General features: G+C 45.5%; 8 protein-coding genes, 2 tRNA genes and 3 rRNA genes. 2 read left to right on the plus strand and 11 right to left on the minus strand.

All coding sequences use genetic code 11. The features are described from left to right. The first annotated feature begins 212 nt into the window (after nt 1–212). Nucleotides 213–833, plus strand: coding sequence for a sce7726 family protein (locus NTX75_08800; protein MCX5816326.1), 621 nt, complete (start codon nt 213–215; stop codon nt 831–833). On the opposite strand, the gene NTX75_08805 is transcribed toward NTX75_08800, so the two are convergent. The 5 genes from NTX75_08805 to NTX75_08825 all read right to left on the minus strand — a co-directional run bounded on the left by NTX75_08805 (nt 784) and on the right by NTX75_08825 (nt 4,567). Further along, nucleotides 784–1,845, minus strand: coding sequence for a beta family protein (locus NTX75_08805; GenBank protein MCX5816327.1), 1,062 nt, complete (start codon nt 1,843–1,845; stop codon nt 784–786). The genes NTX75_08800 and NTX75_08805 overlap by 50 nt on opposite strands. 5 nt (nt 1,846–1,850) lie before the next feature. Next, the gene (locus tag NTX75_08810) at nt 1,851–3,068 is read right to left on the minus strand and encodes an ImmA/IrrE family metallo-endopeptidase (protein MCX5816328.1); all 1,218 of its coding nucleotides are present in this window, start codon (nt 3,066–3,068) and stop codon (nt 1,851–1,853) included. Further along, nucleotides 3,065–3,373 carry a type II toxin-antitoxin system HigB family toxin gene (locus tag NTX75_08815; protein MCX5816329.1) on the minus strand — a complete coding sequence of 103 codons (309 nt, stop codon included), beginning with the start codon at nt 3,371–3,373 and terminating at the stop codon, nt 3,065–3,067. Before NTX75_08815 ends, NTX75_08810 begins: the two co-directional genes overlap by 4 nt. A 698-nt stretch (nt 3,374–4,071) precedes the next feature. Beyond that, nucleotides 4,072–4,269, minus strand: coding sequence for a hypothetical protein (locus NTX75_08820; GenBank protein ID MCX5816330.1), 198 nt, complete (start codon nt 4,267–4,269; stop codon nt 4,072–4,074). Further along, nucleotides 4,250–4,567 carry a nucleotidyltransferase family protein gene (locus NTX75_08825; protein ID MCX5816331.1) on the minus strand — a complete coding sequence of 106 codons (318 nt, stop codon included), beginning with the start codon at nt 4,565–4,567 and terminating at the stop codon, nt 4,250–4,252. The genes NTX75_08820 and NTX75_08825 overlap by 20 nt, the downstream gene beginning before the upstream one ends. Before the next feature lie 702 nt (nt 4,568–5,269). Here NTX75_08825 and NTX75_08830 point away from each other — a divergent pair. Further along, nucleotides 5,270–5,557, plus strand: a complete 288-nt coding sequence (locus NTX75_08830; protein MCX5816332.1) for a hypothetical protein — start codon at nt 5,270–5,272, stop codon at nt 5,555–5,557. Between the two features lie 898 nt (nt 5,558–6,455). On the opposite strand, the gene NTX75_08835 is transcribed toward NTX75_08830, so the two are convergent. From NTX75_08835 to NTX75_08860, 6 genes are all read right to left on the minus strand, one after another. Next, nucleotides 6,456–8,513, minus strand: a complete 2,058-nt coding sequence (locus tag NTX75_08835) for a PASTA domain-containing protein (GenBank protein MCX5816333.1) — start codon at nt 8,511–8,513, stop codon at nt 6,456–6,458. Between the two features lie 317 nt (nt 8,514–8,830). Next, a 5S ribosomal RNA gene (gene rrf / locus NTX75_08840) occupies nt 8,831–8,947 on the minus strand. 122 nt (nt 8,948–9,069) lie between these two features. After that, nucleotides 9,070–12,027: ribosomal RNA gene (locus tag NTX75_08845) — 23S ribosomal RNA — on the minus strand. Between the two features lie 54 nt (nt 12,028–12,081). Further along, nucleotides 12,082–12,157, minus strand: a tRNA-Ala gene (locus NTX75_08850). Between the two features lie 87 nt (nt 12,158–12,244). Then, nucleotides 12,245–12,321 (minus strand) — tRNA-Ile (locus tag NTX75_08855). A gap of 49 nt (nt 12,322–12,370) precedes the next feature. Further along, a 16S ribosomal RNA gene (locus NTX75_08860) occupies nt 12,371–12,511 on the minus strand; the annotation flags it as partial.

The following is a 12,511-nucleotide window of genomic DNA, read 5'->3' on the forward strand; positions in this document are numbered from 1 at the left end:
ACAGCGGGATGGAAAAGGGGGCGGCACAATTGAAAGGCACGAGACGGAGAACCGGCGAAACGGCGTATCGGCGAGCATGGCAATAATGCGTTTCAAAACTTCTTGGCGGGGGAAAGATATTTATAATTTTATGGATGTCCCTACCCGCCCTTTTTTCCGTTGACACCCTTGAGCCTCTTTGATAGCATAGAAGTAGCAATGAGAGGATACGAATGGTACAAAATAATAGGGCAAATACAATGAATGACCCGCAAATACGAAAAGCATTTAAAGCGCAGTTTTTGAAAAGATACATAGAAGACAATGACACCTTGGTTATAGATGAGTTTGCATTAGGGCTTGGATCGGCTAGAATCGATATTGGCATAATAAATGGCACTTTAAATGGTTTTGAAATAAAAAGTGATAATGACACTCTCAAAAGACTTCAGAATCAGAGAAATGTATATAATTCAATATTTGATTATGTGACCCTTATTGTTGGATACAAACATGCGTTTAATGCATTCAAAATCATTCCAGAGTGGTGGGGTGTAAAACTATCACACATTGACAAAAAAGGAATTGTTCATATTTCCAACGCTAGAAGTAAGAAAAAAAATCCTTCAAATGATATATTATCAATAACAAAGCTTCTATGGAGAAATGAGGCCTTAGGTATATTAGAGGAAATTGGTTTTTCAAGTGGGTTTCGATCAAAAACACGAGATAGGATTTGTGAACATCTTGTAAAAGTTGCTGATAGAAGATACATTCATCAAAAAGTCTGCGAGAAGCTGAAGCTTAGAGAAAATTGGAGATCTGATTTACCACGAAACTCAAATGATGATTAATGCCTGCCCTTAACCAAGTCGTGGGACTTCCTGGGTGTATGACCTGCATGCTCATATCTTTTATGTATTTATCCCCAAAACAAAAACCCTCTCCACAGAATTCAGACCTATCACATAACAATTCTGCGTTAGCAGGCCATTGGGCATATCCAGGCCCGTCTTGATTAAATACACCCTCCCCTCTCATAATAATCCAGCAATCGCCTGATGTATATCGTATGCTTGCGCTAAAATTTGACCATGCAGGTGGTTCAGAATAAATCGGATGTTGGATAGTATAATCCCCATAACTTGGAAGTCGTAGCCAAGATGGTTTTGATTTTAAAATATTTTTCCAAGTCATCCAATCAAGTCGAGCTAATTCGTGTTGTCCCACGCTGAATCCTGAAAGGTCTTTGGAAAATGCGCCACCGATTACTGTAAATGTTCGCCAATCTTGCACATCTGGTATTTCCCTACCAATATTTTTAAAGTTCAAATTATTGTCTGTAATATATTGGCAATCAATTATTAAGTCTGAATTCTTTGGGCTCGCACCAATTAGCTCCAATAGATCGTAAAGTTCGCTGCTGATCTTGTTGCGCCTTAAATCACTCAAAAACAATCGAATACAAACTCCACTTTTGCTTTTTTTTGACAAAACTTTTACAGCGTCTTGGTATGCTCGAACCCTGCTCAAGCCGGTTGTCGGTACGTAACTTAATCCCCTTTTATCGGATTCCTCTCCGAACCGACAGAGTATATGCTCGCCCGTAGGGGGCCTAAAGTTAGGGTCTAAATGCTGCAGATCTATGAAAAATCGTTTTTTTCCCCAAGAATCAAAAATTCCGTCTATCGTTTGAGAAAGCATTAGATCAAAGGTGGGGGTAGTCTTTTTTTCTTTAAAATTGGAGGGGATCAATTCAATTAGTGGAGTGATTCTATCTTGCGTATTTGATTCCAAGCATTGAAGTGCTTCTCTCTCAGCCTGTTTCCATCTCAATACAGGAACATAGTGCTTGTGGTTAAACATGCAAGTTACCTCCATTTGATTTCTGGAAATAGTACTCTTATTTTACCATGACCCACTAAATGGTTTAAAAGGCGATAAGCTTTGAATTCGTAGCGCATTCTTCCTGCTACAATAGCCGGATTGATTCCGAGTTTCTTTGCCAGGTGTTCAGCTGCCTCTGGCGATCTTAGCCTGCTTGCAGGACTTTTGATCCATTCTTCTGTTGAGATTAGTGCTTCGGTTGCCAAATTATCTGCTTCTTTTTCTTGAATATCTCCTTGGTCATCTACCTCCAAATCATCATAGTACTGCTTGACTTCGGAATTCATGTGGTGCGCTATATGAGCTAATTCATGCATTAAGGTAAACCAAAAATTGTCAATCCTATCATAGCGCAATGTCATACTTATTATGGGATTATCAGAGAATATCATAATTGCCGCACCATCTAGGTACATCTTGGGCAACTGTGGTTCGATGACAACTGAGATTCCATATTTATTAAGGAGATTTATTGCTCGTTTAGGGCCATCATCAAAAACACTTAATTGGGCAACCTTTTTCATAGTATCCAAGTCAAGAGTATGATGTTGGTAGTTGGCAGAAGGTTTTTTATCCACTGCTCTTAATACAGTTTGTGCGGTCCATGCGTATAAGGCATAGTTATCCATTTTTCGACCTGAACGCACATGATTTGTTTGACGGTACAAAACTGCTTGCGGTGCAAGCAAGTTATTTTGGATGAGTTTTTGAAAATATTTTTTGAGCAGTTTTTCTATTTGTTCACTTATGTCAACATTTGTTGTTACAATCCAACCCCTTTTTATCATTTCGTTTATGGGGAAACGATTCCATTCTATTTTATCTTCTTTCGCTTCAATAATATTCTGGTCTTGGAGCAAACAGCTTGCGGGTATTCCAAGTTTTGTATGGAGGGCTTGTATCATGGACATTGTTAAGGGGCGTTTTCGACCGAGAATTTCGGATACTTTACTTCTACTTCCGATATAGGGTATCAGATCGCGCTGGTTTAAATTTAGCTGTTCCATTCTAAATAATATAGCGTCAATAGGGCTAGGAAGGGTTTTGGGATAAGTTTTATCTTCATAATCTTTTACTAAGAGTGTCAGTAATTCTAAGCGATCTGCCTCTTTAGTGCCGGGAACCGGATCAAAATCAATTAACTTTTCAATTTCAACAAGAACGGCGTTATATTCTGATTCGTTTTTGATTATTTTATTCATTTTATATTTCCTTTCTTTACCTCAAAACTCCATTTTGAATATTCCGCATGTGTTCCAATTCTTTTTATATAGACTACTTGATTTCTATAGCTTATCTTTATATCTAACCTGTACTGATTGCCTTTAATATTAAATATAACTCTGTTATCAGCCAAGAAGCTTGCATGTGGGTAACGTTTTTTTATGTCCAAGGAGGTCTCCCATCGAGCTTCTTCAACTTCAGCGCAAAAGGCATCTATTTGCGATTTGGCATCACCGTATTTTATCTTAAAATCGTCAAGTATTTTCCGTCCAATTAACTCCATTAAATTATCCAACAATTAACTTAAGTATTTTGAGCAAAATAGTATACAATAGTCCCTCCAAGGGACTATTGTATACTATTTTAATATATATGCAACACTTATTTTCAAATGAATGATAATTATTAATTATAAAGGAAACTATATTTTTGAAACAAACAGCGTGGCATAGGGGGACGGGCGGGACGTTCCTTAAAAATTAAATAACTTTTCTAAATTGTAGTGGCCGAGGATTTTTGATGGTAGCCACCTGAGAACAAAATCTGTACTCAATAGGGTAGTTGGCAGCGCGCAGGTAACCGGCAAAAGCAGAACAGCGTACCTATTGGTACATTGAGGATTGAGCAATCCCCGAAGTCGACAAAGTTAGCCGCAAAAAGCACTCCGGCCTGTAAACGTAAATTGTGAGAAAATGTTCTGAAACATTTTCAGCAACAGTTGCTGAAAATGCTGAAACCTCCCTAAAGCCAATAGAGACAGGAAAATGACTGATTCTCCGAAACATTTGCGGAGAATTTGGAGATAGCCGAAGTGGGGAACGGGAAACGCCCTTCACATTTTCACTTTTTTCTTGCTAAGGCGATATATAGGGAACGTTCGTAGCTTCCGTAACTTTCTATAGTGATTCAAGAACAGTTCTCTGGCAGAGGCGATCTTTGATTGATAACGCGAAGACGAGGGGTCGCCGCCCGGAAGCGTACCTATCGGTACGTTGAGGACTGTGCGGCCCCGAAGCCGACAAAGTTAGACGCAAAAAGCGCCTCTGCCATTAGTCGGGGAATCTTGTTCACCACCACATCCATGACATCAACGCCAAAATAATCATGGATTAAGGGAGGAGGTATGAACGTTGTTTCATCGAGAATGTGGCGCAGATATTCAAGCGGCGAGGCTGACATATTCGGCTTCTTTCAGAATGTAGGGCCCGATATAAGGGCTCAAGGACTCTGCGGTAACGAGTTCAATTCTCCGCTGCAATAAAGCCTCCAGTAAAAAAGAGAGGGCCATAAAGTTGTCGAAGGTTTTCTTGCCCGTTTCGAATTCTACGATAAGATCGATATCGCTGCCACCCTTCTGCTCACCGCGAACGAAGGACCCGAACAGCCCGAGTCGCTTCACCCCCATAGCCTGCAATTGGCTCCCATTCTCACGTAGCTTATTCAATACATCTTCACTTGATATAAATGACTTCTTCAACCTTTCACCTTCCGGGGCAAGATCGTTAAGTACCCTTGCCCACTCGATAAAGTAAATATATCAAATTCTACAATATACCACAATGTCTTTTTCAATAACGCTACGGACTCAATTTCGATAAGGGGGATAGCCGGAACGTTTTCCGGAACTGCAAATTGTGAGAAAATCTTCTGAAACATTTTCAGAAACTGTTTCTGAAAATACTAAAACCTCCCTAAGGCCAATACAGGCAAGGAAACTACTGATTCTCCGCAACAGTTGCGGAGAATTTGAGATAGCCGAAGGGGGGGGACGGGGAATCGGCGAGTGTGGCAATAATGCGTTTCAAAACTTCATGGCGGGGGAAAATATTTATAATTTTACAGATATTCCTACCCCACTACCCTATCCTACCACCTAACAGCTACACTGTTCAATTTCTTGTAAAAACGTAAAAATAAGGTATAATAGATAAGTGGTTAATTGGAATCGATTCCATCCGCAGGATTTTGAGTACGATTTTGAGCGTGACAAGCTCAGTGATCACAATATTACTTTCGAAGAAGCGGTTGAATGCTTTTTCTCAGACTTTGAGGTTAGGCGTAACAAATCATATAAAGACAGGTACCAGCTCATAGGTTGCACGATTGGAGGACAAAGGATTAAGGTTATCTTTCAGCTAAAACCCGGCAATATTGCCCGGATTATCACAGGGTGGAAATTATGAAAACAAAGAATAAAAATCTTACCGAACAGGAAATCGATCAGATAATTATAGCAGATGCAGATAATAATTCCGCTTGGGAGGAGCCAATAAAGATTCGTAAACAAAAATTCACATCTTTATCTATCCCTTCCGAGCTTGCGTCACGTGCAGCATTTTTTGCTCGCCTCCATCGCGGACTCAGTTTAGAAGAATGGCTCAATCGAGTCATTCAGGAAAGGTTGGATATAGAAGAAGCTGCCTTTTCTGGATTCAAACGTGAACTGGCAGCAAAGAACGGTCGATAACAAGGTCATATAGGGTCAGGTCTTGAATTATCAGTTTTTTATACAATTTCGCCGGCATACATTAAAACAAGCAGGAACCCCCCACACATAGTCTTTGATAGTAAAATTGTGAAATGATTTCTGAAACATTTTCAGAAACTGTTACTGGAAATGCAGAAGCCGGAGCAAAAAGTCTGTGCCGGGTGATGGACGTAATGAAGCAAGTTTCTGCAACAGTTGCAGAAAACTCTTTAACCCAAATATGTCGTTAGGAAGGTGTCGGGGTAGTTGCTCGTGGACTGACCTCGCAATTAAACCGCCCCGGAGCAAACCGTCGAGAGGCGAGGAAGCTTGGTCTTTTGCATAAGCAAAAGTTCCAAAGCCGAACGCGAGCATATGTCCTAGCCCGCACAGCGGGCGAGAGGGGGAGGCTCCACGAGCTTTGCTTGTGGAGGGGGCGACGCGAGCCTCGGTAATTGAAGCCGCCGGAGCGGAATGAGCGTGTTTGAGAGGGATGGTCCGACACCCATATGATTCTAATGATAAATCCGGGTTTAATCCTTGTAAACCTAAGCCAGTCCTTGTTTTGCTGATTCTCCGCAACAGTTGCGGAGAATTTGGAGATAGCCGAAGTGGGGGACAGGAGACACCTTTCACATTTTTCTCTTGGCCTTTGGTCGAGATGATTTTTAATGTATGACGCAACGGTAGAGATAGGCGCAACTGTCAGTTTGTTCTCCATCGGTAAAAAATTAGTTGCGTTTATATAAAGTTTGAAGAAAAATGGGGAAAAACAGTGTTGAGTTTTAAGTTTTGAGTGTTGAGTTAAAACAAGGAAAAAGTGGCGGCATTGTGGGAAGAATTTCTTTTTGGCGGGGGAAAGATATTTATAATTTTATGGATGTCCCTACCTCTCTCCCTATTTCTTTGTTTGCACTTGATAGATTTCCAACTTGATTATTGACCCCTGGGGCACAAGGCTTCCCGGTTGAGGATTCTGAGCGGCCACCTTCCCGTCATCCGCCTTATTCGTCGTTCCCCGGTAGCTTGCAGACCATTGTAGCCCGGCATTGGCCAGCGCTGTTCGCGCCTGGTCTGACGGGGTGTTCACCATTTTGGGCACCGCGACTTTGGGCAGTTTTTGAGGATCATAGAAATAACCCTCGAAAGACACCACACTGCCTGCCGGAACCGATGTCCCCGGCCCCGGCGTCTGGGCGGCAACCGTCATGTTCGAACCCTGGTGCATCGCTGCCCTGTATCCAGTCAGGCTCCCCTTCAACGTCAGCTTATCGAGCGCGGTTTTGGCATCCTCGATCTTAAGCCCCACCATGTTTGGGACAACAACCTGCGCTGTGGCCTCCCTATATATCCACAGAGAGACGACAGAGCCTCGCGGAACTCGAGGCGTCTGGGTCTCGGACCCCGGGTCCTGTTTCGCCACCTTTCCAACCCGGCTCTTGTCGGTGGTCATCTGCTCTCCCTTAACCTGTACTTTTAATCCCACCAGTTCCAGATATTTCCGCGCCTCATCCAACGACCCGCCTGTTACCCACATGACATTTACCGGGAGGTTGGGATCAAAGCGGTAGGCCGTCAACGTAACGGTCGTCCCGGGTGTAACCATTCGTCCCGGCTGCGGGTCCTGGGAGCTCACCAACCCGTCGTTGGACTGAATCTCGATTGGCTTATAGTTTACAGCCGTTTTCAGTCCCGTCTGTTTGATTGCGGAGTCCGCTTCCGGCAAACGGCGGCCGATTACATTGGGAACGGCGCTTTGCATAACTGCGCTGGCATCCCAGAATTCCACACTGACGAATGTTCCGCCGGGGACATTTGACCCGGGCAATGGGTCCTGACCGGCAACCTTCATGTGTTGCTGACGATCGGTTGTCAGCCGCGCGCCCTTACCCCTCAGGTTGAGGCCTGCTTTCTGCAAAGTCCGGTTGGCCTCAACAGAGTCCATTCCAATAACACTGGGAACCGGGGTGCCGGACGGGGGTTTAAAGCGGTAAACCGTAAGGGTCACGGTTGTCCCCTTGGGATACCTCGTGTATTGTCCGTCTTTAGACGGGAGATCCTGACCCACAACCTTCCCGTCCAGGGTGGCATCCGATGTGGATACCTCCGGCCCGGTTGCCACTTTCAGGCCTCTCTGTTCCAGATCACTTTTTGCCAAATAAAAATTCTCGCGGGTGACGTAAGGCACTTCCACTGTGTTTTTGGTATCCCAGACATAAAAGGTAACCTTGACTTGCGAATCACGCGGAACAGTCGCACCTGCAGGCGGGTCTTGCTTTGCAACCTTCAAGACCAGGTCTTTATTCGTTGTCGGCACTTCCGGTCTTACTACAAAATACTTTAGCGTCAATCTGTCCAGCGTGCGCCATGCTTGGGTGTCATTCATGTTTGTAAGGTCGGGAACAGCCACAAGAGCCGGAGCATCATATTTATAAAGTTTAAGGGAGACGGCGGTGTATTTTGAAGCCTTCGCGCCGGCAACAGGGTTCTGACTTGCAATCATGTTGTAGAGACTCTTATCTTTTGTGGGCACCCCGGGAGAAACAGTCTGACCGCTTAAATAAACGTTACTAAGTACCCTTCCAGCTTCAGCGTCTGACAACCCCACAACATTGGGGACTGACACCGGCACATTTCTGTTCAGGTAAAAGGTAAAATTGACGGAGGGAGCCAACGGGTTTATCCCTGGTGCAGGAAGGGGCTTGCCCGCCGCAGGTTCCTGCGTGAATACCTTCTCGTCCTGATTTTGATCGGATGTTTCTTTAAAGCCTACACGATAATTGGATACGCCCGCCTGCTTCAGAACGGCCTCTGCTTGCTGGCGTGTCATGCCGATAAGGTTCGGCATGGTCTTTACAGGACCGGAACTTTGAGCGAAGGACATTTCCACTACGCAAATATGTAGAACAAAGATCGACAGGACTACCAGGAAAAGCTTTGCGGTAAAATTTTTCATGCCGAACCTTCCTTCTCGGTTTATTTGGTTGTTGATTTCTATGTACAGAGTATAATAAGCAGAGAGCAGGGGTCAAGGAGAAACATGCGGTAGACTACAATAAATGTCTCGCTGCTGCATCAAGATAATCAATGGAAACATATAACATGGATCGGCAACGCTTAAGGGGTCACGCAGGAACAACCATAAAAAAGTACGGGTACCCGGCAAAAACAGAACGGTGTACCGAGCATACCGACCAATAATCGCGAGGCCCCTTGAAAAGGTTAGGGCCAGGAGAGATATTTCTCTTCCTGGCCCTAATTTTTAAAAACAAAACCCGGCAACGACCTACTTTCCCACAGAATCACTCCTGCAGTATCATCGGCGCGGGAGAGCTTAACTGCCGTGTTCGGGATGGTAACGGGTGTGGCCTCTCCGCAATAGTCACCGGGAAACTTATAATTCAGTCGATAGTTGTTAGTGAATAGTCGATAGTTAAACTAACCAAACTCTAACCGATACAACTGTTTCCGTCCAAATTTTAATGACAACCACATATGTTGTAAAATGATTTATGATCAAGCCGCTCGATCTATTAGTACCGGTAGGCTCAACACATCACTGTGCTTACACCATCGGCCTATCAACCAGATAGTCTATCTGGGATCTTAGCCCGGTATTGCTACCGGACGGGACAACTAATCTTGAGGCGAGCTTCCCACTTAGATGCTTTCAGTGGTTATCTCTTCCGGACATAGCTAACCAGCCATGCCACTGGCGTGACAACTGGTGCACTAGAGGTTCGTCCATCCCGGTCCTCTCGTACTAGGGACAGCTCCCCGCAATTGTCCTGCGCCCACGGCAGATAGGGACCGAACTGTCTCACGACGTTCTAAACCCAGCTCACGTACCGCTTTAATTGGCGAACAGCCAAACCCTTGGGACCTACTTCAGCCCCAGGATGCGATGAGCCGACATCGAGGTGCCAAACCTCCCCGTCGATATGAACTCTTGGGGGAGATAAGCCTGTTATCCCCAGAGTACCTTTTATCCGTTGAGCGATGGCCCTTCCATACGGGACCACCGGATCACTAAGACCAACTTTCGTTCCTGCTCGACTTGTAGGTCTCACAGTCAAGCCGGCTTATGCCTTTGCACTCATCGGCTGGTTTCCAATCAGCCTGAGCCGACCTTAGTGCGCCTCCGTTACACTTTGTTTCCAATCAGCCTGAGCCGACCTTAGTGCGCCTCCGTTACACTTTGGGAGGCGACCGCCCCAGTCAAACTACCCACCAGACAGTGTCCTCGACCCGGATTACGGGTCGGAGTTAGAACCTCAAAACAATAAGGGTGGTATTTCAACGTTGGCTCCATGCCAGCTAGCGCTAACACTTCAAAGCCTCCCACCTATCCTACACATAGTATCCCGAAGTTCACTATCAAGCTATAGTAAAGGTTCATTCATGCAGGTCGGAACTTACCCGACAAGGAATTTCGCTACCTTAGGACCGTTATAGTTACGGCCGCCGTTTACTGGGGCTTCGGTTCAATGCTTCTCCTCGTTTCCTTGAATGACATCTCTCCTTAACCTTCCAGCACCGGGCAGGCGTCAGACCCTATACATCCTCTTACGAGTTTGCAGAGCCCTGTGTTTTTAGTAAACAGTCGTCACTCCCTCTTCACTGCGATTCCAGAGCGCTTCAGAAGTAAATTCTTACACGCGCCGGAACACACCTTCTCCCGAAGTTACGGTGCAATTTTGCAAAGTTCCTTAACCAGAGTTATCTCAAGCGCCTTAGGATTCTCTCCTCGCCCACCTGTGTCGGTTTGCGGTACGGTCACCAAATAGATTCGCTACGAGGCTTTTCTAGGAAGCGTGGGATCAGCCAGTTTATGCTCTAAAAGAGCTCCTCATCACATCTCGGGGTTATGACCTCACGGATTTGCCTATGAGATCCCCCTACCTGCTTGAACCGGGTATTCCGTCACCCGGATGACCTACCCTTCTCCGTCCCCCCTTCGCGTCTTTATCACCTACCTGGTGGTACAGAAATATTAATCTGTTTCCCATCAACTACGCCTTTCGGCCTCGCCTTAGGGACCGACTAACCCTGAGAGGATTACCCTTGCTCAGGAAACCTTGGGCTTACGGCGACAAGGTTTTTCACCTTGTTTATCGCTACTCATGTCAGCATACTCTCTTCTGCGTCCTCCAGCATCCCTCACGAGACACCTTCACAGGTAAGCAGAATGCTCCCCTACCACCTGCACTTACGTGCAGATCCATAGCTTCGGTAATGTGCTTAGCCCCGTTACATTTTCGGCGCAGGCCTGCTAGACCAGTGAGCTGTTACGCTTTCTTTAAAGGGTGGCTGCTTCTAAGCCAACCTCCTGGCTGTTTTAGTGGACCCACATCCTTCACCACTTAGCACATTTTAGGGACCTTAGCTGATGGTCTGGGCTGTTTCCCTCTCGACTACGGATCTTATCACCCGCAGTCTGTCTCCTCCACTTTGGGTTATGGCATTCGGAGTTTGGTTGGGTTTGGTAGCCTTGTAGGACCCCTAGCCCATTCAGTGCTCTACCTCCATAACCGATCATGGAAGGCTATACCTAAATATATTTCGGGGAGAACCAGCTATTTCCAGGTTTGTTTAGCCTTTCACTCCGATCCACAGCTCATCCCCTCAGTTTTCAACCTGAGTGGGTTCGGACCTCCGTCCCGGATTAGCGGGACTTCATCCTGGCCATGGATAGATCACCTGGCTTCGGGTCTACTCCATGTAACTAATCGCCCTATTCGGACTCGCTTTCGCTACGGCTCCACCTAACGGCTTAACCTCGCTACATAGAGTAACTCACTGACCCATTATGCAAAAGGTACGCGGTCACCCGTATTGCTACGGGCTACCACTACTTGTAGGCATGCGGTTTCAGGTACTATTTCACTCCCCTCAACGGGGTTCTTTTCACCTTTCCCTCACGGTACTTGTTCACTATCGGTTGCCAAGTAGTATTTAGCCTTTGGGGATGGTCCCCCTATCTTCCCACAAGATTTCTCGTGTCCCGTGGTACTCTGGATTATACCCAGGAAGGCTATTCTATTTCGCATACAGGACTGTCACCTTCTATGATTAACCTTTCCATGTTATTCTGCTATAGAATAGCTTTGTAACTTCCCGAGGTTTCCGTAAAAACCTCCAGTAAAATCCTACAACCCCGAATATACAACGCTCACGGGCTATACGTATATCCGGTTTAGGCTCTTCCCATTTCGCTCGCCGCTACTTTGGGAATCGAATTTCTTTCTTTTCCTGAGGGTACTTAGATGTTTCAGTTCCCCTCGTTCGCCTCCTGTCGACTATGTATTCATCAACAAGATATTCCGACATTACTCGGAATGGGTTGCCCCATTCGGAAATCTTCGGATCAAAGCCTGTTTAACGGCTCCCCGAAGCTTATCGCAGATAACCACGTCCTTCATCGCCTCTTGGCACCAAGGCATCTACCGCATGCCCTTAGTAGCTTGATCATAAATCAAATTTTACAACATATATAATTGTCAAAGAACATTCAAACAATGTACTGGTGGAGGTGAACGGGATTGAACCGATGACCTCCTGCGTGCAAGGCAGGCGCTCTCCCAGCTGAGCTACACCCCCAAATCTTTAATACAGTTTATAGTTAATAGTTCGGAGTTCGGAGTTGTTTTCACTCATAACTCATACCTCATCACTCATCGCTGTCACTGGTGGGCCTAGATAGAATTGAACTATCCACCTCACGCTTATCAGGCGTGCGCTCTAACCAACTGAGCTATAGGCCCTAGGATGTTTAAAATTATAAATAGTAGGCCCTCGTTCGTTTTCTCTTAGAAAGGAGGTGATCCAGCCGCAGGTTCCCCTACGGCTACCTTGTTACGACTTCACCCCAATTACCGACCATTCCTTGGCAGCCTGCTTCCCGAAGGTTAGCTCAACCGCTTCTGGAACAACCAACTCTCGTGGTGTGACGGG

It is taken from the genome of Pseudomonadota bacterium, assembly GCA_026388315.1.
Classification (GTDB): Bacteria; Desulfobacterota; Syntrophorhabdia; order Syntrophorhabdales; family Syntrophorhabdaceae; genus MWEV01.